Genomic DNA, 20,906 nt, shown 5'->3' with positions numbered 1-20,906 from the left:
CCGCACTTCCCGGAGGACATCCCTTTGCAGTCGGTGCACGAGGCAACCGTCAACGGCACTCCTCCGCGCGGCAAGCCGGCGGCGCTGGTTGCCGGGCTGGTGGCTGCCCTCGGGTTCGTGGTGGCGGGGATGTTCCGCGGCACCTACCCGTTCGGGCCGGACTCCCGGAGTACGAACGACCTCGGGGCCCAGTATGTCCCTTTCTTCGCCCATTTCTGGGACGTGCTGACCGGGAACGCCCAGGGCGACCTGTTCTTCAACTGGCAGAGCGCGTTCGGCGTCGGGTTCCTCGGCGACTACGGGGTCGACCTCAGCAGTCCGTTGTCGTTCCTGGTGGTGCTGTTCCCGCGCGACGACATCGATCTCGCGGTGTTCGTCATCACCACCCTGAAGCTCGCCCTGGCGGCGGCCGCGATGGCGGCGCTGCTGATCCGGATGCGGCCGGGGCCGTGGTGGCTGGCGGCGGCCCTCGGCGCGTCGTACGGACTGTGTGGGTGGGCGATCGACGACGGTGCCTACGTCCCGATGTGGCTAGACGGCCTGATCGCGTTGCCGATGTTCTGTCTCGTGGCGGAGTGGTCACTCCAGCGCAAGCACCGGACCATCAGCGTCCTCGTCGTCGCAGTGTTCTGGGTCTCCAACTTCTACACCGCCTACATGGCGACGATCGCGGCCGGCCTGTTCCTGGTGGCCCGCCTGCTGACCAGCGAGCTCGGCTGGCTCGACCGCCTGTACGGCGTACTGCGCCACGCCCTCGTGACCGTGCTCGGCCTGGCGTTGTCGGCCCCCGTCCTCATCCCGGTCTTCAACGCGAACGGCCTCGCCGCTCCCTCCCCGCCCGGCATCTTCGTACCTGTCCCGCTGGAGAACTTCTTCGCGCGACTCCTCCCGCTGTCCGAAGGCGTAGGCCGCAGCGCCAGCCTGTACGTCGGTACTGCGGCCCTGCTCCTGGCCGCGACGCTCCCCTTCAACTCAGCGGTCAAAGTGGTCACCCGGATCACCTGGACCCTCCTGGTCGTCCTGGTCACCGCCTCGTTCCTTTGGACCCCGACGCACGAGATCTGGCACGGCTTCGACTCCCCCAACGGAAGCCAGTACCGGCAAGGGTTCGTGCTCTGCGCCCTTCTCGTGATCGCCGCCTGGTTGTCGGTCGCCGACCGCCTTCCCAACTGGACGGCGCTGGCCGGCGGTACCGCCATCGTGGTCACGCTCGCCATCCTGAGCCAGAACAGTCCCCTGCTGACCAACGGCAGCATCATCGTCCTCGCGTGCTCGGGCGTCCTCATCCTGCTGGTGCTCCTGGCCGGTCGGTACGTCGACCGCCCGCACCTCGCCCTCATCGCCGGGGTCGTGCTCATCGCGGCGGTTGCAGTCGAACTCACCTGGACCGCCATAGTCGTCGACGAGCAGCGAAGCAAGGTCCTGGGGGCAGCCGCGCCACCCTGGGGAGCACGCCAGAGCGAGCTGGCCGACAAGGTCCGTGAGGCCTCCGACTGGCCGCAGTACCGGACCGATCCTGGTACTGCGCAGACGCCCAACGACCCCTTGTTGCTGGGCGGTCAAGGCGGCGGCTACTACAGCAGCCTGCTCCCCGCGACCCTGAACCGCACACTCACCGACCTCGGCTTCGGCTGGGTCGGGTACGGGCGCGCTTCGCATTCCCTCGACAACGCCGTGACGGACGCGATCTTCGCGGTCGGTGCCCGGCTCGACGGTGACACCATCCAGCGGGCCGACGCGCCCCCGCTGGTCACCGTGCATCCCGAGCCGCCGGCCGACGCGCCCCAGCCCGACAACGCTTTCGCCTTCCAGGAAAGGCTTCTGGGCGCGAAGGTGTACGACGTACCGGAGTACCGGGGGCGCCGGACCGCTACGCCAGGTGTGGTTTCCCTGACAGCGCAGTGCCCGGTCGGCTCGACCGTCCACCTCATCCTGCCCCGGGTCACCGGCAAGGCGCGTCTCGGTCAGGACGGCGAGTGGAAGGAGTTCTCCGCACCGCGGCGGCCCGGTATCACCACGAGCAGCGCGATGCTGGAGCTCGGGTCGACGCCGGCAAGCGGAGTCGTGGCCATCGAGCTCGAGATCGTCGCCTCGTCGGGGCGGCTCCCGATGACCGGGGCGGTCGGCTGTCTCGACCAGGCCAAGCTCCAGGCCGCGATCGCCGAGCGGCGCGCGTCGGGTGCCACCGAGGTGAAGACTGGCGGACACTCGATCGTCGCAACGCTGAAGCCGGGCAGTACCGGCCTCGCGGTGGTCTCCGTACCGCGCGTGCCGGGCTGGCGCTGCGCGGTCGACGGCGGCAAGGCGCAGGAGCCCACCGAGTTCGGCGGACTCCTCGCCGTGAAGCTGGCCGGGCCGAGCAACAGGGTGAGCTGCGGCTACCGGCCGCCAGGCCTGGAAGTCGGCCTGGCAGCCGGCGCAGGCGCCGCGCTGATCACCCTCGCGCTACTGCTGATCCCGGTACTCCGGCGCCGCCGTCGCAAGCCGGAGCAGCCCGTGCAGTCCGGGCAGTCCGTGCAGTCCGAGCAACCGGAGCAGACCGAGCAGCCGAAGCCGGAGCAGGCAGCGCAGCCCGCTAGTTGACGTCGCGGCGCCGGAAGACCAGCGCCCCGAGCAGCACCAGCGCCACGGTGGCGATGCTGAGATACCAGGCGCCGTGCTCGAACGACAGGTGCTTCTCGATCATGTTGCAGGTGTAGTTCCCGCCTCCGCCGTCACACTCCTGGACGAAGTACTTCGCCCCGTGGCCGATGAACGCGTCGAAGTTGAGCCTGATCAGCCAGGGCTGGGTCTGCACCAGGAAGCCACCGAACACGGCCTCGATGATGACGACGTACCCCATCACCAGCCCGATCGCCGCTGCCGTGTGCCGCAGCAGCAACCCAACCACGCCGCCGAGCGCCGCTCCGACCGCCGTCATCAGCACGATCCGGCCGGCTCGCTCGAACAGGTCGCCCCAGACCTCGCCCGTCATGCTGGCCGTGGTCCCGTAGTGGTCGACGATCAGGTACGTCCCGAGCATCAGGAAGGCGATGATCCCGATCGCCACCGGCACCAGACCGATCGCGGCACCCGCCAGTTTGCTGCCGTAGACCCGCATCCGGCGTGGTTCGAACGTCAGCCAGTTGCCAATCGACCCGCTGCTGAACTCAGCGCCGACAAAGCTCGCCCCGATCAGGAACGCGATGAACACCAGCAGGTACGACGAACCCTGGAGCAGGTTCGGCATCACCTCGGCGAACACCGTCTGCGGCTTGCCGAACTGCTCGATCGTCGGCGGTCCCGGACAGTACTCCTTGAGCGGAGGCTTCGGATCCGGTACCGAGGCATAGGAGGCCTCACATTCCTTCTGGTACTTCGCCCCGTTCAGCTTCCAGTCCTTCTGCGCCTCCTCGAAGAAGGCCTGGTTCTGGCGCTGCGTCGCCTCCGAAAGCGGTCGGGCTTCGCGCCAGGTGGCAAACAGCAGGAACGCGGTGATGAGCAGCACCGCGGCGACACCGATGACGGTCAAGCGGCGGGCAATCAGCCGACGGAGCTCGACCCCGGTGAGCCGGATCATCGGTCGCCTCCCAGGCCCTCGTCGGCGGTCAGTTCCAGGAAGACCGACTCCAGATCGGCGCGGACCGGGACCAGCTCGGACACATACAACTCCTGCTGGGCAAGGCGCCTCGTCACGTCGGCCGGATGCTCGGCGCCGTCGACGTAGAGATACTTGCCTTCGGCCCGGACCGAGAGACCCGCGGTGGTGAGAATCGTGGTCGCTCGCTCCTGGTTGGCAGTGTGCTCGCCGGTCAAGGTGTCGAGGGCAACCTTCACGGTGGCCTTTCCGCCGCCACCGATCACCTCGGCAACGGTGCCCGAGGCAAGCAACCGGCCGTGGCCGATGATCGAGACAGTGTCCGCGACCTGCTCGACCTCGGCGAGGATGTGGCTGCTGACCAGGACCGTCCGGCCCTGCTGTCCGAGGGCGCGCATGGTCTCGCGGATCTCCCGGATGCCGGCCGGGTCGAGGCCGTTGGTCGGCTCGTCGAAGATCAGCAGGTCGGGCTCCTTGAGCAGGGTGGCGGCGATCGCCAGCCGCTGCTTCATACCGAGCGAGTAGGTCTTGAACCGGTCCTTGCCCCGGTCGCCCAGCGAGGTCTGCTCGAGGACTTCGCCGACCCGCCGGCGGGGTGCGCCGGTCGCATCCGCGAGCAGTTCGAGGTTCTTGCGGCCGCTGAAGGCGGGGAAGAACTTCGGCGACTCGACGATCGCGCCGACCCGGCCGACGATGTCGGGCAGCCGGTCCGGCACCACCTGGTCGAACACCGCCATCGTGCCGGCGTCGGCCCGGACCAGGCCGAGCAGCATCCGGATCGAGGTGGTCTTGCCGGAACCGTTCGGCCCGAGGAAGCCGTGCACCCCACCGATCGGTACCTCCAGGTCCAGACCCTGCACCGCCACCACACGTTTGCCCCGCCGGGTCCGATATGTCTTCCGCAGCGCCTGCGTACGGATCGCCAGGTCGGGCATGCCGCCCCTCTCGTTCAGACCCCCTCGGCGAGGGGACGCTCATCCTTGCAGGAGGAGACGTCCACCTCGCCGGGTTTGTTGCTCGGGTCAGCGCGCCGGCCGTACGCCGATCCGGTCGGCGATGGCGGTGGTGACCGAGCTGAAGCCGTCCACCCGGCCACGATTCGCGCCGCTGGTGAGGACCGAGCGCTCGCCGATGTAGTCGCCGGTCCGGGGATCGATGATGATCTCCTGGCGGGTGTTGCCGTCGTCACTGCCGTACGCGATGCCGACCTTGCCGGCCAGGTTGACCACGCGGTCCGACACCTCCAGGTGATCGAGGTGACCCAGCGCCCGGTACAGCGCGGACCGTACGTCGGCCGGTACCTGGCCGGTGCGCAACGCGTCCGCGGCGTACACGAGCAGTTCGGTCTCTCCGCGGCTGTTGCGGGGAGCATCCTTCTTCAAGCGCTTGTACAGAGCCTTGGGATCGCCCGGCAGTCCGGCGGTGTCAGCCTCCGGGCTGGTGTGGCGGATGGCTCTCATGCCTGTTGTTGCCCGGCGGGCGCCGCGACGTTCACGATACTACGGCGCGGGGTCTGCCGGTCACGCTGCGTTGCACCTTTGTGATACCCCGGCCAGGTATCGCTCGGGACTTGCATTCCATACCCATAGGGGGTAACTTTTCGTGTGTCGACATACCCCGCAGGGGTAGCAGCTGGGAGAAGGAGCACCGCCATGACCACCGAAGAGAGCGCCGAGCACGTGCACGGGTACACCTCGGAGAAGACCAGCCACCTGAAGCGGCTGCGCCGGATCGAGGGGCAGGTGCGCGGCCTGCAGCGGATGGTCGAGGAGGACAAGTACTGCATCGACATCCTGACCCAGGTGTCGGCGGCCACGAAGGCGCTGCAGTCCTTCTCCCTCGAGCTCCTGGACGAGCACCTGTCGCACTGCGTGGTCGACGCCGCGCAGAAGGGCGGCGTGGAGGCGGAGGAGAAGATCCGCGAAGCCTCCGACGCCATCGCCCGGCTCGTCCGCAGCTGACCTGCGCGCCACCCTCTGCACCACCCCGAATCAACACATCCGAGCTAGGAGTCTTGCCATGACCACCACGACGTACGCCGTCAACGGGATGACCTGCGGTCACTGCACCGCCGCCGTGACCGAGGAGCTCGGCAAGCTGCCGGGCGTCCAGGAGGTCAAGATCGACCTCAACGCCGGCGGCACCTCCGCCGTGCACGTGACGAGCGAGTCGGCGCTGGCAGAGGCCGCCGTCCGCGAGGCCGTCGACGAGGCGGGCTACGAGCTCGCCACCCCGGGCGCATGACCAGGGCTGTCGCGGTCCGGCTCGGCGCGTTCGCTGGTGCACTGGCGCTCGCCTTCGCCGGCGCGTTCGCACTCGGCTCCGTGGTCGACCCGGTCGCGGCAGCCGACCCGGCGCCGTCCGGCGGCCACGCCGAGGGCATGCCCGCGGGCGAGGCCGAGGGCGGTGACCACGGCGGTGGACACAGCGAGCCCGACGCGCAACCGCCAGGGCTCGCGGTGTCCCAGTTCGGCTACACGCTGGTGCCGAAGACCACGTTCTTCCAGCCCGGCAAGCCGCAGACGCTGAGCTTCACGATCCAGGGTCCGGACGGCAAGACCGTCACGCAGTACACGGAGACCCATGAGAAGGACCTGCACCTGATCGTCGTACGGCGGGATCTGTCCGGGTTCCACCACGTGCACCCGACCCGGGCCGCCGATGGGACGTGGAGCATTCCGTTCACGTTCACCGCCGGTGGTACGTGGCGGCTGTTCACCGACTTCCAGCCGACCGCACTCGGCAAGACGCTGACGCTCGGTGCCGACGTCAACGTGTCCGGTCTCTACATTCCTGTTCCGCTGAACGAACCCACGAGCGTCTACTCGGTCGACGGGTACGACGTGACGCTGGCCGGGAAGCCGATCGCCGGCAAGGAATCCGAGCTGACCTTCAACATCAGCAAGGCGGGCAAGCCCGTCACCGACCTGCAGCCGTACCTCGGCGCCTTCGGGCACCTGGTGTCACTGCGCGGCGGCGATCTCGCCTACCTGCACACCCATCCGTCCATCGAGGCAAAGGCGGGGATGAAGGGCGGACCGGAGATCAAGTTCGGTACGACGTTCCCGACCGCCGGCACGTACAGCCTGTTCCTGGACTTCCAGCACGCCGGCAAGGTGCGCACCGCCGAGTTCACCGTGAACGTCGGCAGCACCGGGACGGCGATCGTGCCGCCCACCACGCTGCCCAGCGCGAGCCAGACCCCGGCGCCGAGCTCGAAGCCGGGCGAGACTCCGGGCCAGACTCCGGGGCACGAAGAAACCCCGCACGGCCACTGAAAGGAGGCCCAGCAATGACCACACCGGACAACAACGTCGAACTCCTGATCGGTGGCATGACGTGCGCCTCCTGCGCCAACCGGGTCGAGAAGAAGCTCAACCGGATGGAAGGCGTCACCGCGACCGTCAACTACGCCACCGAGAAGGCGAAGGTGACGTTTGCCGAAGGCATCAGTACCGACGACCTGGTGGCCACCGTCGAAGCGACCGGCTACACCGCTTCGTTGCCCACTCCCCCTGTTGCCGGCGGCCCCGAAGGCGCGGAGCCGGCCGATGAGCTGAAGCCGTTGCGTCAGCGGCTCATCGCCAGCATCGCCCTCGCCGTACCGGTGATTGCCCTGGGCATGATTCCCGCGCTGCAGTTCGACTTCTGGCAGTGGGCGTCGCTGACGCTGGCGGCGCCGGTCGTGACCTGGGCTGCCTGGCCGTTCCACAAGGCCACCTGGACCAACCTGCGGCACGGCGCCGCGACGATGGACACGCTGATCTCGGTCGGCGTCGTCAGCTCCTTCATCTGGTCGCTCTACGCGCTGTTCCTCGGCGAGGCGGGCACGCCGGGGATGAAGATGCCGTTCACGCTGATCCCGTCCCGCGGCAGCGGCGCCGAGGAGATCTACCTCGAGGTCGCGGCCGGCGTGACGACGTTCATCCTGGCCGGCCGGTACTTCGAGGCTCGCGCCAAGCGCCGCTCGGGTGCCGCGCTGAAGGCTCTGCTGGAGCTGGGCGCCAAGGAGGTCGCCGTCCTGCGTGACGGGGCGGAGGTCCGCATCCCTGCGGATCAACTTGCCGTGGGCAACGAGTTTGTCGTCCGGCCGGGCGAGAAGATCGCCACCGACGGTGTGATCGTCACCGGTAGCAGCGCGGTGGACGCGTCGATGCTGACCGGCGAATCGGTACCGGTCGAGGTCGGCGAGGGTGACTCCGTCGTCGGCGCGACCGTGAACGCCGGCGGGCGGCTCGTAGTACGGGCGACCCGGGTCGGGTCTGATACTCAGCTGGCGCAGATGGCGCGGCTGGTCGAGGACGCGCAGAACGGGAAGGCCGCCGTGCAGCGGTTGGCCGACCGGATCTCCGGGGTGTTCGTGCCGATCGTGATCGGGCTTGCGCTGGCCACTTTGGGCTTCTGGCTCGGGAACGGGTCGCCGGTCGAGGTGGCGTTCATGGCTGCGGTCGCAGTACTGATCATCGCTTGCCCTTGCGCACTGGGGCTTGCGACGCCGACCGCGTTGATGGTCGGGACCGGGCGTGGGGCTCAGCTGGGCATCCTGATCAAGGGCCCGGAGGTGCTGGAGTCGACGCAGCGGATCGACACCGTCGTACTGGACAAGACCGGGACCGTGACGACCGGGCGGATGGCGCTGGTCGACGTACTGCTGGCCGAGGGTGAGGAGCGCGCCGAGGTACTGCGGCTGGCGGGGGCGCTGGAGCACCCCAGTGAGCACCCGATCGCCCAGGCGATTGCGCGAGGCGCTGCCGATGAGGTTGGCAAACTTGCTGCTGTCGAGGACTTCGGGAACGTGGAAGGGCTCGGCGTACAAGGGATTGTCGACGGGCACGCCGTACTGGTCGGGCGCACGAAGTTGCTCGAGGAGTGGAGTCAGTATCTGCCGTCGGAGCTCGCCGATGCCAAGGAGCGCGCAGAGGCTGAGGGCAGTACTGCGGTCGCTGTCGGGTGGGACGGTAAGGCGCGGGCTGTGCTGGTTGTCGCGGACACCGTGAAGCCGAGCTCGGCCGAGGCGATCCGGCAGTTGAAGGCGCTCGGGTTGCGGCCGGTGCTGCTGACTGGTGACAACGAGGCGGTGGCGCGGAAGGTGGCGGCGGAGGTCGGCATCGACGAGGTGATCGCCGAGGTGATGCCGGCCGGCAAGGTCGAGGCGGTGAAGAAGCTGCAGAGCGAAGGCCGTTCGGTGGCGATGGTCGGCGACGGCGTGAACGACGCGGCCGCGCTCGCCCAGGCCGACCTCGGTCTGTCGATGGGCACCGGCACGGACGTGGCGATCGAAGCGAGCGACCTGACGCTGGTCCGAGGCGACCTCCGCTCGGCGGCCGACGCGATCCGGCTGTCCCGAAGCACCCTCCGCACCATCAAGGGCAACCTGTTCTGGGCCTTCGCCTACAACGTCGCAGGCCTCCCCCTAGCAGCCGCCGGCCTCCTCAACCCCATGCTGGCAGGAGCCGCCATGGCCTTCAGCTCAGTCTTCGTAGTAACCAACAGCCTGAGACTGAAGCGCTTCCAACCACTATCCGCACCCTGAACCTCCAGGGTCACTCACATGTGGCCGTTCGGCAACATTTCGAAATGTTGCCGTACGGCCACGTTTCCGATGTGGACGTACGGCCACATTGGTTATTGTGGTCGTACTCTCACATCACAGGAAGCCGGGCAACTCATGGAGCTTCATACGGTCAACGACGTAGGTGCCGTGGTCCGTAGCGCGCGCCGCCAGAATGGGCTCACCCAAGCGGACCTCGCTCGGCAGGCAGGCGTATCACGCGAGTGGCTGGTCCGACTCGAGCATGGACATCCACGCCTAGAGATGCAATTGGTCCTGGACACGCTCTCAGCGCTGGGGTTGGCACTGAACGTCGTGGATAGTCGGTCAGATAGCAAATCGCAGGACACAGCCTGGGACGACCTCTTCGTCGGCCTGACCAAGAGCGACGATGACAATGGCTGAAGATCGGCTTGTCGTCTACCTCGACGGCATCCGCACGGGAATCCTGCGTCAGAACCTGCAAGGCCAGCTTTCCTTCGAGTACGACGATGCCTATCGCGCGGACCCCTCGGCAATTCCCTTGTCCCTGTCGATGCCGAAAGCTGCCAAGGCGCACTCCAACCGACAGGTCCGGGCATTTGTCTCCGGCCTACTTCCTGACAGCGAGGCTGCACTCCAACGTCTTGGCCATAAATACGGGGTGTCTCCGAACAACCCCTTCGCGCTACTGCGAAACATCGGCAGAGATGCTGCCGGAGCAGTGCAAATACTTCCCGAGGAGATTGCCTCTGACGATGCCGCCAATCGCCAAGGCGGCATCGAGTGGCTCAGCGAGGAAGCACTGGACAAGACTCCGGCGGGAGATGGCGGCGCCTCCATCAGGAGGACATGTGCCAAGCACTGGCTATTCCCCCAACCAAGAAGTACCAGGAAGATGGCGGACCCGGCGTCCGGGAGATCGGTGACTTGCTGGCCAGAACCAGCCTCAGCGCCTCACGCCGGGACAACCTGCGGAGAATGTTCGACTACATCGTTGATAACGCCGCCATAGCAGCGACGGATGCACATGCGAAGAACTACTCGATCCTTCTCGGCTCTCGCGACATCCGGCTTGCGCCTCTCTACGACGTCGCGACCATGCTGCCTTACGACCAGGAAAGAGGCCTCAAGTCAGCGATGAAGATCGGAGGGACGTGGGACCTGGCGGCTGTGACCGACAAGGACTGGGCAACTACCGGCAGCCGGCTGGGGCTGGATGCCGAAGAATCAGTCAGCAGGGCGAGAGACATCAGAGCGAACATCCCGGCGGCCTTCGATCGGGCAGTCCAGGAGGAGAAGGTTCCCGACGCATTGAGGCAACGAGCGCGATGGATCGCGGAGCTGATCACCGCGCATGTCCAGAATCGCCGCAACAGGTGGGGAAGCCTTGACGTCGCCCCCTGGACTGGACCGCACAGCACCTCGAGCTGATTCCCGACAGAGCATGCGGTCTGCGACCTGGGGGCTCCTCGGTGGGTCAGCGGAGCCAAGCTGTGGTGTCTGGGGGGAGTTTGGCTTCTTCTAGCGGGTTGCTGGTTAGGAGTAGGTCGGTGTGGGTGGGGAGGTTGATGGGGTGTGGGGTCAGGTTGGTGATGCAGGTTAAGGATTCGCGGGTGAAGGCTAGGACTCCGGGGGGTGAAGCTAGCCAGGTGAGGGTGCCGTCGCCTAGGAGTTGTCGGCGGAGGGCGAGGGCGTTGCGGTAGAGGGCGAGCATGGAGTTCTGGTCGGCTGACTGGGACTCGACGGTGAGGTTTTTCCAGTCGGGCGGCTGTGGGAGCCACGTCGTACCGGAGCCGAAGCCGAACGGCGGTTCTTTGCCGGACCATGGGAGCGGGACGCGGCAGCCGTCCCGGCCGCGGTCGGTGCCGCCGGAGCGGGCCCAGAGTGGGTCTTGGAGTAGGTGGTCGGGGAGGTCTTCTACCTCAGGGAGGCCCAGCTCCTCGCCCTGGTAGACATAAAGGCCACCCGGCAGTGCCATCGCCAGGAGGGCGGCCGCTCGCGCGCGGCGTTCGCCGAGGACGGGGTCGGTCGACATGCCGTGTTTGCGGTCCTGGTGGGAGAAGGACGTGTCCGGTCGCCCGTACTTCGTCACCGGCCGGGTGACGTCGTGATTCGACAGCACCCACGTCGGTGGCGCGCCGATCGGCACGTGGGTGGCCAGCGTCAGGTCGATGGACGCGCGCAACTCGGCCGCATCCCACGGCCGGGACAGGAAGTCGAAGTTGAACGCGGTCTGCATCTCGTCCGGCCGGAGGTACAGCGCGAACCGCTCCTGGTCCGGCATCCACATCTCCCCGACCAGGAAGCGCCCCTCATAGGAGTCGGTGATCCGCCGCCAGCCGCGGTACACGTCGTGCACCTCGTCATGGTCGGTGTACGACTCCTCCACACTGTCCAGGTCCTTGAACAGCACGGCCGCACTGTCGATCCGGATCCCGTCGACCCCGCGGTCGAGCCAGAACCGCAGGATGGCGTGGAACTCCTCCACCACCTCGGGATTGCGCCAGTTGAAGTCCGGCTGCTCGGGCGCGAACAGATGCAGGTACCACTGCCCGTCCGGCACCTGCGTCCAGGCCGGTCCGTTGAAGATCGACTGCCAGTCGTTCGGCGGCCGCCCGTCCGCCCGCCCGTCGCGAAAGAGAAACCGCTCCCGCTCAGGCGATCCCGGCCCGGCCGCGAGCGCCTGGACGAACCAGTCCTGCTGGTCGGAGCCATGGTTCGGCACGATGTCGATGATGGTGCGGATCCCCAGCGCGTGCGCCTCCTCGATATACGCCTCGGCCTCGGCCAGGGTCCCGAAACCCGGGTCGATCGCGCGGTAGTCGGCCACGTCGTACCCGCCGTCGGCCATCGGCGACGGGTACCACGGGTTCAGCCAGATCGCGTCGACGCCGAGGTCCGCGAGATAGGGCAGCCTGGAACGCAGCCCGGCGAGGTCGCCGATCCCGTCACCGTTGCCGTCGGCAAAGCTGCGCAGGTAGACCTGGTAGATCGCGGCTCCGCGCCACCACGTATCCGACATTGCTTCTCCTTACGAGGTTGGAGGATCAGCCTTTGAGGCTTCCGGCGGTGAGGCCCGCCATGATGCTGCGCTGGAACACGAAGAAGACCAGGATCGTCGGCAGGGAGGCGATCACCAGCGAAGCGATCAGCACGTTCTGCGGCATCTGCGCGGACAGCGACGCGATGCCGACGCTGATCGACATCTTGTCCGTCTCCGGCAGCACCAGCAGCGGCCAGACGAAGTCCTTCCAGACCGTCACCACGGACAGGATCGACACCACCCCGAGGATCGGCCGGGACACCGGCAGCACGATCGACCAGAGAATCCGCATCGGCGACGCGCCGTCGATCTCGGCCGCCTCCAGCAGCTCGCGCGGGATCGAGTCGAAGAACCGCTTGAGCAGGAAGATGAAGAACCCGTTCGCTGCCGCCGGCAACCAGATCGCCCACGGGGTGTTGAGCAGGTCGAACCCGAAGATCGGCACGTCCTTGGCGACCAGGTAGGTCGGCAGCAGCAGCACCATCGGCGGAATCATCAACGTGGCCAGCATCAGCGCCAGGATCAGCTTGCCGAAGTACGGCCGCAGCTTCGACAACGCGTACGCCGCGGTGACGTCGATGGCGAGCGTGAACAGCCACGCGCCACCGGCGTACAGGACGGTGTTCTTCAGGAAGACGCCGAGCTGCAGCTGGTTCCAGGCGTCGGCGTAGACGCCGAAGTCGAGGCTGGTCGGGAAGAAGCTCGGCGGGATCTGGGCCAGCTCGTCGGGCGACTTCAGCGCACCGGTCACCATCCAGTACAGCGGGAAGACGAAGGCCAGCGTGAAGGCGATCACCACCACGACCAGGACGGTCCAGTAGATCACCTTCCCGCGCGGGGACTGCAACGACAACGGCGACACCAGACTCCTGGTCTCGGAGCCGCGCCCCTTGTCCTTCTTCCTCGTACGCCGCGGCGCCGGCGCCGGAGTGGTTGCCTCCAGCACCCTTCGCGGTTGCAATGTCGTTGTCATCGGCCACCTTCGTTGTCTCGGGAGACGCGCAGGTAGATCGCGGAGAACACCATCAGGACGACCATCAGCATCAGACCCAGCGCACCACCGCCACCGAAGTCGCCGAAGTTGAAGGCGTACTGGTACATCAGGTAGGCCACCGTGACGGTCGCGTTCTCCGGACCACCGCCGGTCAGCAGATAGGGCTCGATGAACACCTGCATCGTCGCCACCACCTGGAGCAGCAGCATCACCAGGAGGATCAGCTTGGTCTGCGGAATCGTCACGTGCCAGACCCGGCGGAACAGTCCGGCGCCGTCGAGCTCGGCGGACTCGTACAGCTCGCCTGCAATGCTCTGCAACGCGGCGAGGTAGATCAGCGTGCCGGTCCCGAGGTTCATCCAGGTGGAGACCAGGACGAGCGAGATGAGCGCGGTCGACGAGGAGTCCAGCCAGCTCAGCGGCCCGATGCCGAACACGTTGAGGATCTGGTTGAACAGTCCCGCGCCGGGATCGTAGAACCACTTGAACAACAGCACCCCGACGGCGGGCGGCAGCATCACCGGTAGATACACGACGAACCGCAGGTACGCCCTTGCATGCCGCAACTCGTTCAGCACCACCGCGAGCACGAACGGAACCGCGTACCCCACGATCAGCGCCAGCCCACTGAAGGCGGCCGTGTTGATCCAGGCCGACCGGAACGCCGGATCGCCGATCACGCTGCGGAAGTTGTCGAAGCCGACCCACCGCGGTGGATCGACGAAGTTGTTCTCCTGGAAGCTGAGGATCACCTCGCGGACCATCGGATACCAGGAGAAGAAGGCGAAACAGATCAGCGCCCCGCAGAGGAACCCGTACGCCGTGAGGTTCCTGCCCACCGCGCGGCGCGCCGCCCCCTGGGGAAGGGAGCGGCGCACCGGCGGCTTGGCGACCAGCTGAGTCATCAGGTGTTCTTGGCGAGGATCTTGTTGGCCTTGCTCTCTGCATCGGAGAGCAGCTTGTCGATATCTGCATCCTTGCGAGTGAGGACCGCGGACATTGCCACATCCAGTACGGCGTACAGCTCCTGCGCCTTCGGCGGCTCGAGCTTGTTGGTGATCTTGGCCTGCGCCTCGACGTACGGCGTGAAGTGCTCGACCGGTACCGTCGCGAACTTCTTCCGCAGGGCGGTGATCTCCTTCCCGGGCGCCGAGTCGCCGTACAGATCGGGGATCGGCAGGCCGACCGGACGGCCCTGGGCCTTGGCTCGCTCGTAGTTGAACTGGCCCTTGCCCGGCGTCAGCTCGTGGAACTCCAGCCAGAGCAGGCCGGCTTTGATCTTCTCCGGCGTGGCCTTCGGGTTGAACATGTAGCCGTCGCCACCACTCAGCGACGCCTTGCCCTCGGACTCCGGTACCGGCGCCACGCCGTAGTCCTCGAACTTGCCCTGGAAGTCGTTGTTGACCGACTGGACCACGTCCGGCGCACCGATCATCATGCCGAGCTTGCCCGAGCCCATCATCCGCATCAGGTCTTCCCACTGCAGCAGTTGCTTGGTGCCCATGCTGTTGTCGTCCCAGCGCATCTTCTTCAGGTTCTCCAGCACGGCCTTGCCCTCGGCGCTGTTGAACGCCGCGGTCTTGCCGTCCTCGCTCACCATCGAGCCACCCCGGGCGTACAGCGAGGCGGCGAAGTGCCAACCGCCGGTGTTGCCCGCGCTGTACTCACCAAAGCCCGTGTAGCCCGCGCCGAGACCGGCGATCTTCTTGGCCGCTTCCTGCACCTCGGCCCAGGTCTTGGGCGGCGAGTCCGGGTTCAGGCCCGCCTGGGTGAAGAGCTTGCGGTTGTAGACCAGGCCCATGTTGTAGTTGTTGCGCGGCAGGCCGAAGGTCTTGTCGCCGTCCTTGAAGACACTCTGGACGTCCGCACGGATGTCCTTGAGGGCCTTGACCTCACCGACGTACTGGCTGATGTCGGCGGCCTGCCTGGCCTTGATGATCTTCTGGACGTCGGTGTAGTAGACGTAGAACACGTCCTCCTGGGTACCGCCGGCCAGCTTGGCCTGGAAGGTGTCCGGGTTGATGCAGGGGAACGCGTCCTTGCTCTGGATGGTGATGTTCGGGTGCAGCTTCTGGAAGGCCGCCACGTCCTCGTCCCAGGCGGTGCGTTCCTTCGGGTTGCTCTTCGGTGGCTGGCAGCCCACCGTGATCGTGACCGGAGCATTCGCGTCGCCCGACCCCTGGGCAGCCGGCTTGTCCTCGTCCCCGGATCCACAGGACGCGGCCGCTAGGCCCAGCCCTGCCACGAGCAACAGGCTGAGCGCCCTGCGCTGGCTCGTTGTCCTCATAGATCTGCCCCTCTGCTCTCGAATGTGGTCCGTACGGTAGGCAACTCGACCTGAGAGCGCAATACTTCGATGACATGTTGCAAGAACGAGACGATCGGTCGGAATGTGAGGGCATGCCAAAAGGGCGAAACAGGTGGTCACCTGCTTCGCCCTGAGTGATCAGTCAGTTACCCAACGGCCTTCGCCGTCGATGCGCGCACGACCAGTTCCGGCTCGAACAGCAACTCGTCGGCCGGTACCACGGCGCGCTCGATCAGCGCGACCAGCATGTCGACCGCCGCGCGGCCCATCGCGTCGATCGGCTGGCGGACCGTGGTCAGCGGCGGATCGGTGCAGTTCATCATCGCCGAGTCGTCGTAGCCGATCACCGAGACATCACCGGGCACGGACAGGCCGGCCCGGCGTACCGCGCGGATCGCGCCGAGGGCCAGGATGTCGCTCGCGCAGACGATGCCGGTGACGCCTTGTTTGACCAGCCGGGTGGCGGCCGCGTGCCCGCCCTCGAGCGAGAACATGGTGTGCTCGACCAGCGCGGGATCGGCCTCCGGTGAGGCCAGGAACGTGTCCAGCTTGCGCCGCGAGGGGATGTGGTCGCGCGGGCCGAGCACCATCCCGATCTTGTGGTGTCCCAGCGCCCGCAGGTGTCCGAGCGCCATCTCGGCGGCGACCACGTCGTCCGACGAGACCTGCGGGAACCCGAGGTGGTCGACGGCGGCGTTGACCAGCACGGTCGGCAGCTTGCGCTCCTGGATCAGCTCGTAGTGCGCGTGCGGCGCATCGGCCTGCGCATAGAAGCCGCCGGCGAAGACGACACCTGAGACCTGCTGCTGCAGGAGCAGGTCGACGTAGTCGGCCTCGGATACTCCGCCGACCGTCCTGGTGCAGAGCAAGGACGTGAAACCTTGCTGGGCCAGCGCGCCGCCGACGACCTCGGCGAAGGCGGGGAAGATCGGGTTCTGCAACTCCGGAAGGACCAGTCCGACCAAGCGGGCGCGGTCGCCGCGGAGCTGGGTGGGCCGCTCGTACCCGAGCACGTCGAGCGCGGTCAGCACCGCCTCGCGGGTCGCCTCGGAGACGCCGGGTTTGCCGTTCAGCACCCGGCTGACGGTCGCTTCGCTCACGCCGACCTTCTTGGCCACCTCTGCAAGACGTCGAGTCATAGCGCAAACACTACGCCATATTCCGCAAGTTCTTGCGGCCGCTTACGTTCGTTACCCGATCCGTCAGGAACTGAGACACTGGTCGACGTGCCTCGTTTCGTCGCCACCCGCCCGGACACCGGACTGCTCTCGCTCCCGTGGGACATCCCGCTGGAGGACTGGCCCGACGACCAGCTGGTCGCGCTGCCGCGCGGTATCTCGCGGCACGTGGTCCGCTTCGTCCGGGTGAACGGCACGGTCTACGCCATCAAAGAGGTGATGGAACACCTCGCGATGCACGAGTACCGGCTGCTCCGCGACCTCGAACGCCTCGACTCCCCCTCGGTCGAGCCGGTCGGCGTGATCACCGACCGGGTCGACAAGAACGGCGAACCGCTCGACTCGATCCTGGTCACCAAGCATCTGCAGTTCTCCCTGCCGTACCGGGCGCTGTTCTCCAGCACTCTCCGGCCGGACACGGTCAATCGGCTGATCGACGCCCTGGTCGCGCTGATCGTCCGGATGCACCTGCTCGGGTTCTTCTGGGGCGACTGCTCGCTGTCGAACACGTTGTTCCGGCGCGACGCGGGCGCCTTCGCGGCGTACCTGGTGGATGCGGAGACCGGCGAGCTGCACCAGGACATCTCCGACGGGCAGCGGGCGCACGACCTTTACACCGCCGAGATCAACCTGTTCGGCGAGCTGTCCGACCTCGAGGAGGGTGGTCTGCTCGACGCGGACATCGACCCGCTGGAGACGATCCACTCGATCACCGCCCGGTACGAGGCGCTCTGGAAGGAGCTGACCGCACCTGAGGAGTTCCACTCCGACGAGATGCACCGGCTGGACTCGCGGATCCGCCGGCTCAACGAGCTCGGCTTCGACGTCGCCGAGATCGACATCATCACCGACTGGGACGGCAGCCAGGTCCGGATCCAGCCGAAGGTCGTGGACGCCGGCCACCACAGCCGCCGGCTGCTGCGCCTGACCGGCCTCGACGTCGAGGAGAACCAGGCCCGCCGCCTGCTGAACGACCTGGACTCCTTCGCCGCCTCCACCGACCAGCAGAACGAGGACGAGGAAATCGTCGCGCACCAGTGGCTGACCGAGGTCTTCGAACCGGTCGTCCGCTCCGTACCGCGCAACCTCAACCGCAAACTCGAGCCGGCCGAGGTCTTCCACGAAGTCCTGGAACACCGCTGGTTCCTCTCCGAACAAGCCGGCCACGAGGTCGACACCATGGAAGCAGCCCGCTCCTACGTCGACGAAGTCCTAGCCGCCAAACCCGACGAAAAACTAACCCTCCCCCCAGCCCCGCCCCCCGGCACCACCATCGACCCCGACCGCGACTGACCCACCCGCCTCGTGCAACGTCTGACCCTCTGGCGGCGTGGTAGGGGGTAGGAGGTGGCAGATGCCCGATTTCGACGAGTGGGTCCAGTCGCGGGGCGCTGCCTTGTTACGGTTCGCCTATCTGGTCACCCGCGACCGCAACCGCGCTGAAGAAGCTGTTCAGGACGCCCTCGTCGCGGCGTACCCCCGCTGGTCCAAGATCAGCAGGACAGGTGATCCGGAGGCCTACCTTCGCCGGGCGGTCATCAACGCCGACATCTCACGCTGGCGCAAGTTCTTCCGCCGCGAGAGTCCCGTCGGCGAACCGTCCACGTTCGACACAGCCACCGCCGACCACGCCGGCCCGTACGCCGAACAGGACGCGGTCTGGACGCTCTGCGCCTCCCTGCCCACCAAACAACGCGCCGCCGTCGTCCTCCGGTACTACGAAGGACTGCCGGACAACGAGATCGCCGAGATCCTCGAGTGCACGCCCGGCACGGTCCGCTCCCAGATCCATCGCGCTCTGGCGTCCCTGCGGACGACCCTGAGCACGACCGAGGAGGTCACGTACCGATGACCAGCCACGAAGACCCCACCGAAACCCTGCTCACCCAGAGCCTGGACCGCCGCGCGGCGGAGGCCCCTCGCGACGACGACCTGCTCGACCAGGTCCACACCCGACTACGCCGCCGCCGGTCGGCCCGCACCGCCGGCTCCCTCGTCCTGGCCTGTGCTGCGGTGGTGACCGGCATCTTCGGCGTCCACTCGATGCTGGACACCACCTCGAGTACGCCGCCCGCGACCCAGATCTCGCCCGGTCCGACAACGCCGGCCGAGGGCTGGCGGTGGGAGTCCTATCGGACGATCCAGCTTCAGGTGCCGAGCGACTGGGGGTTCGGGACGACCGACCAGCCGCCCTGTCTGGTCAAGAAGAAGGTGGCAGGCTACGTCGGCCGGCCGGGTTTTGTGCCCGGGATCGGCTGCATGGAGGCCTGGCCGGAGCCCCGGGTGCGCTCGCCGTACGTCTGGTTCGCGAGCGGCCGTGCCGGCGTCCAGACCAGCGGTGACGGCTGGACCCAGGAGACCCGGGAACTCGACGGTGTGACGATCACCGTCTTCAGCAGTGACGACGCACTGCGGAAGCGGATCTTCGACTCGGTCGCCCCGATCGTCAGCGTGGACGGGAACGGCTGCCCGCCGGTCGTCCCGGTCGACCGGCCGGGACCCGGCGCGGCGCTCGAGTCCGTCGGCACCATCCGGTCGATCGCCGTCTGCGGCTTCATCGGCAACGTCCTCAACTCCAGCTCCAAGCTCGGCGCCGACCAGTCGAAAGCGATCGCGTCCGCCATCCTCGCCGCCCCGAAAGGCGTCGGCCCCGACCAGCCGAAGTGCTACGACTCCAGCCCGATCGACCTCCTCCTCAAGGTCGACGGCACCACCCACGACGCTGAACTCACGATCCGCTTCAGCAACTGCACCCACAACGGAGCCGACGACGGCACCACCATCCGCCGCCTGACCAAGCCCTACCTCGACCCCCTCCTCACCGGCCCCCACCAACTCCCCGGCTGGAGCAGCAAGAGCGGCATAGGCATCCTTCGCGACCAACCCAGGACCAAATGATCAGCGCAGTCAGCTGCCGGGTGCTGCGACTGTCAATCCCAGATGCTTCGCGCCAGCGAGCAATCGGCTGTCGTACGTGACGAATGCCGTCAGATCGTCACCTAGTACTGCGTCCGCGGTGGCGAGGTGGATCGCGCCGAGCGAGCGGAGGGCAGGATCGTCGTAGGCGGCGGCCGTGGTCCTGACCAGTTCATCGATCTCGTAGATCGCGATTCGGGCGAGCACCCCTGGCACTGCGGACAGCAGGTCTGGCTCGGTTCGCCGCAGTGCTCGCGGAAGCTCGACCTCGGCGAGCGCAGACGAGATCAGGAACTGGTCCTGCCGATCAGCGATCCAGTCGACCAGTGCATCCGACTCCACCTCACGGCGGACGAGTTTCACCAGAGCCGCCGTGTCGAGGTAGATCATCAGACACCTCCTCTGCTGCGAACCGACCGTCGATTCAGCAGAGAAGTTATCCGTGTCCGGAACCCGCCCAGCACTTGTCCACAGGGCAACTGCGGACCTGGTCAGCGTGGGGTGTAGACGCGGATGTGGTCTATGTCGAAGGAGTTGGGGAAGGGGGTTGTGGCGTCTGGGGGGCCGCCTCGGTCGGGGTTGGCCCAGGTGCCGCTGTTGAGGACTATGTACATGGGTTTGGTGGGGACCTGTGGGCCGGTGATGGTTGAGGTCGGTTTGCCGTCGACGGTGAACGTGATGCGGCCGGGTGACCAGAGGACACCGTACGTGTGCCAGCCAGTGGTCGGGGCTGGGCCGTAGGACCAGTCACTGTCCCAGTGGACGTCGGGCCAGGTGCCTGAGGCCAGGCCGCTGTGCATGCCGGAGATGCTGCCGAACCACTCGGCGACGTCGATCTCCGGTGGCCAGCTGCGGTCCTGCGGGATCAGCCAGAACGCCGGCCACAATCCCTTGCCGGCTGGGAACTTCGCGCAGATCTCCCAGTAGCCGTAGGCCTGGAAGAACTTGTCGTGCGAGGAGATGAACCCCTCCGTGTACTGGAAGGTCCCGACCGGATCCGTGCCGACCACCGGCTTGTCGTCCGTGACTAGCCGCAGCCGTCCTCGCGACAGGACGACGTTCTCGTCGACGGCATAACTCCCGTACGACGTGTTGTGGTAGTGCCCGCCGGCCCGGCCGGGGAAGTCCATCACCGTGCTCCACCGCCGGCGATCCAGTGTGGTGCCACCGAATTCGTCGGCGAAGCTCAGCCGCATCCCGGCCGGCGGCGCGGCGGCCGGCGTACAGGTGCGTTCGGTTGCCTGCGGCAACTGTATGTCGGCGGCCCGGGCGGGGCTCGTCAAGGTTGCGGTCGCCAGCAGCAGGCCGGCTACTCCCAGGGGGATCGCGTGGCGTCGTCGGAGGTTCATTCGGACTC

Annotated in this window: 20 protein-coding genes and 1 pseudogene; 11 read left to right on the top strand and 10 right to left on the bottom strand. The window is 67.1% G+C overall.

Going from position 1 to position 20,906, the window contains the following annotated elements; translation table 11 throughout:
* The first annotated feature begins 33 nt into the window (after positions 1-33).
* Complete coding sequence (locus ACQPYM_RS05490) at positions 34-2,583, top strand: YfhO family protein (RefSeq protein ID WP_433023193.1); 2,550 nt, start codon at positions 34-36, stop codon at positions 2,581-2,583.
* On the opposite strand, the gene ACQPYM_RS05485 is transcribed toward ACQPYM_RS05490, so the two are convergent.
* The 3 genes from ACQPYM_RS05485 to ACQPYM_RS05475 form a co-directional block, all read right to left on the bottom strand.
* Complete coding sequence (locus ACQPYM_RS05485; RefSeq protein WP_433015783.1) at positions 2,576-3,559, bottom strand: ABC transporter permease subunit; 984 nt, start codon at positions 3,557-3,559, stop codon at positions 2,576-2,578. The two genes, ACQPYM_RS05490 and ACQPYM_RS05485, sit on opposite strands and share 8 nt — an antisense overlap.
* Positions 3,556-4,512 carry an ABC transporter ATP-binding protein gene (locus tag ACQPYM_RS05480; protein ID WP_433015780.1) on the bottom strand — a complete coding sequence of 319 codons (957 nt, stop codon included), beginning with the start codon at positions 4,510-4,512 and terminating at the stop codon, positions 3,556-3,558. The genes ACQPYM_RS05485 and ACQPYM_RS05480 overlap by 4 nt, the downstream gene beginning before the upstream one ends.
* An 87-nt stretch (positions 4,513-4,599) precedes the next feature.
* On the bottom strand, positions 4,600-5,037 hold the full coding sequence (locus ACQPYM_RS05475; RefSeq protein ID WP_433015777.1) for a hypothetical protein: 438 nt from the start codon (positions 5,035-5,037) through the stop codon (positions 4,600-4,602).
* Positions 5,038-5,229: 192 nt separating this feature from the next.
* Between ACQPYM_RS05475 and ACQPYM_RS05470 the strand changes: the two genes are divergently transcribed.
* From ACQPYM_RS05470 to ACQPYM_RS05440, 7 genes and pseudogenes are all read left to right on the top strand, one after another.
* On the top strand, positions 5,230-5,538 hold the full coding sequence (locus ACQPYM_RS05470) for a metal-sensitive transcriptional regulator (protein WP_433015774.1): 309 nt from the start codon (positions 5,230-5,232) through the stop codon (positions 5,536-5,538).
* Positions 5,539-5,596: 58 nt separating this feature from the next.
* Positions 5,597-5,821, top strand: coding sequence for a heavy-metal-associated domain-containing protein (locus tag ACQPYM_RS05465; RefSeq protein WP_433015771.1), 225 nt, complete (start codon positions 5,597-5,599; stop codon positions 5,819-5,821).
* Positions 5,818-6,855, top strand: a complete 1,038-nt coding sequence (locus ACQPYM_RS05460; protein ID WP_433015768.1) for a hypothetical protein — start codon at positions 5,818-5,820, stop codon at positions 6,853-6,855. The genes ACQPYM_RS05465 and ACQPYM_RS05460 overlap by 4 nt, the downstream gene beginning before the upstream one ends.
* 14 nt (positions 6,856-6,869) lie before the next feature.
* Positions 6,870-9,110, top strand: a complete 2,241-nt coding sequence (locus ACQPYM_RS05455) for a heavy metal translocating P-type ATPase (RefSeq protein ID WP_433015766.1) — start codon at positions 6,870-6,872, stop codon at positions 9,108-9,110.
* Positions 9,111-9,128: 18 nt separating this feature from the next.
* Positions 9,129-9,533 carry a helix-turn-helix transcriptional regulator gene (locus tag ACQPYM_RS05450; protein ID WP_433015763.1) on the top strand — a complete coding sequence of 135 codons (405 nt, stop codon included), beginning with the start codon at positions 9,129-9,131 and terminating at the stop codon, positions 9,531-9,533.
* A pseudogene (locus tag ACQPYM_RS05445) lies at positions 9,520-9,783 on the top strand (HipA N-terminal domain-containing protein); the annotation flags it as partial. The gene ACQPYM_RS05450 and the pseudogene ACQPYM_RS05445, both read left to right, overlap by 14 nt.
* A gap of 176 nt (positions 9,784-9,959) precedes the next feature.
* Entirely contained in the window at positions 9,960-10,541 is a 582-nt protein-coding gene (locus ACQPYM_RS05440; RefSeq protein ID WP_433023191.1) for a HipA domain-containing protein, read from the top strand.
* Positions 10,542-10,587: 46 nt separating this feature from the next.
* Here the strand turns inward: ACQPYM_RS05440 and ACQPYM_RS05435 are convergent, their stop codons facing one another.
* The 5 genes from ACQPYM_RS05435 to ACQPYM_RS05415 all read right to left on the bottom strand — a co-directional run bounded on the left by ACQPYM_RS05435 (position 10,588) and on the right by ACQPYM_RS05415 (position 16,594).
* The gene (locus ACQPYM_RS05435) at positions 10,588-12,132 is read right to left on the bottom strand and encodes a glycoside hydrolase family 13 protein (RefSeq protein WP_433015760.1); all 1,545 of its coding nucleotides are present in this window, start codon (positions 12,130-12,132) and stop codon (positions 10,588-10,590) included.
* 25 nt (positions 12,133-12,157) lie between these two features.
* The gene (locus tag ACQPYM_RS05430) at positions 12,158-13,126 is read right to left on the bottom strand and encodes a carbohydrate ABC transporter permease (protein WP_433015757.1); all 969 of its coding nucleotides are present in this window, start codon (positions 13,124-13,126) and stop codon (positions 12,158-12,160) included.
* Entirely contained in the window at positions 13,123-14,052 is a 930-nt protein-coding gene (locus ACQPYM_RS05425) for a carbohydrate ABC transporter permease (RefSeq protein ID WP_433015753.1), read from the bottom strand. The genes ACQPYM_RS05430 and ACQPYM_RS05425 overlap by 4 nt, the downstream gene beginning before the upstream one ends.
* Positions 14,052-15,434, bottom strand: a complete 1,383-nt coding sequence (locus tag ACQPYM_RS05420) for an ABC transporter substrate-binding protein (protein ID WP_433015750.1) — start codon at positions 15,432-15,434, stop codon at positions 14,052-14,054. The genes ACQPYM_RS05425 and ACQPYM_RS05420 overlap by 1 nt, the downstream gene beginning before the upstream one ends.
* A gap of 167 nt (positions 15,435-15,601) precedes the next feature.
* Positions 15,602-16,594 carry a LacI family DNA-binding transcriptional regulator gene (locus tag ACQPYM_RS05415; RefSeq protein ID WP_433015747.1) on the bottom strand — a complete coding sequence of 331 codons (993 nt, stop codon included), beginning with the start codon at positions 16,592-16,594 and terminating at the stop codon, positions 15,602-15,604.
* 87 nt (positions 16,595-16,681) lie between these two features.
* On the opposite strand from ACQPYM_RS05415, the gene ACQPYM_RS05410 reads away from it, so the two are divergent.
* From ACQPYM_RS05410 to ACQPYM_RS05400, 3 genes are all read left to right on the top strand, one after another.
* Positions 16,682-17,926: a DUF4032 domain-containing protein gene (locus ACQPYM_RS05410; protein ID WP_360285416.1), complete on the top strand. Its 1,245-nt coding sequence runs from the start codon at positions 16,682-16,684 to the stop codon at positions 17,924-17,926.
* Positions 17,927-17,987: 61 nt separating this feature from the next.
* Positions 17,988-18,485, top strand: coding sequence for a SigE family RNA polymerase sigma factor (locus tag ACQPYM_RS05405; RefSeq protein WP_433015743.1), 498 nt, complete (start codon positions 17,988-17,990; stop codon positions 18,483-18,485).
* Complete coding sequence (locus tag ACQPYM_RS05400) at positions 18,482-19,531, top strand: hypothetical protein (protein WP_433015740.1); 1,050 nt, start codon at positions 18,482-18,484, stop codon at positions 19,529-19,531. The genes ACQPYM_RS05405 and ACQPYM_RS05400 overlap by 4 nt, the downstream gene beginning before the upstream one ends.
* A 9-nt stretch (positions 19,532-19,540) precedes the next feature.
* On the opposite strand, the gene ACQPYM_RS05395 is transcribed toward ACQPYM_RS05400, so the two are convergent.
* Together ACQPYM_RS05395 and ACQPYM_RS05390 are read right to left on the bottom strand one after the other, a co-directional pair.
* A complete protein-coding gene (locus ACQPYM_RS05395) occupies positions 19,541-19,939 on the bottom strand; it encodes a type II toxin-antitoxin system VapC family toxin (RefSeq protein ID WP_433015737.1) in 399 nt (132 codons plus the stop codon).
* Positions 19,940-20,040: 101 nt separating this feature from the next.
* The gene (locus ACQPYM_RS05390; protein WP_433015734.1) at positions 20,041-20,898 is read right to left on the bottom strand and encodes a glycoside hydrolase family 16 protein; all 858 of its coding nucleotides are present in this window, start codon (positions 20,896-20,898) and stop codon (positions 20,041-20,043) included.
* Between the last annotated feature and the right edge of the window lie 8 nt (positions 20,899-20,906).

It is taken from the genome of Kribbella sp. CA-294648, assembly GCF_050943845.1.
Lineage (GTDB): Bacteria > Actinomycetota > Actinomycetes > Propionibacteriales > Kribbellaceae > Kribbella.
The sequence above is the reverse complement of the archived record's forward strand: the minus strand, read 5'-3'. Positions and strand labels throughout refer to the sequence as shown.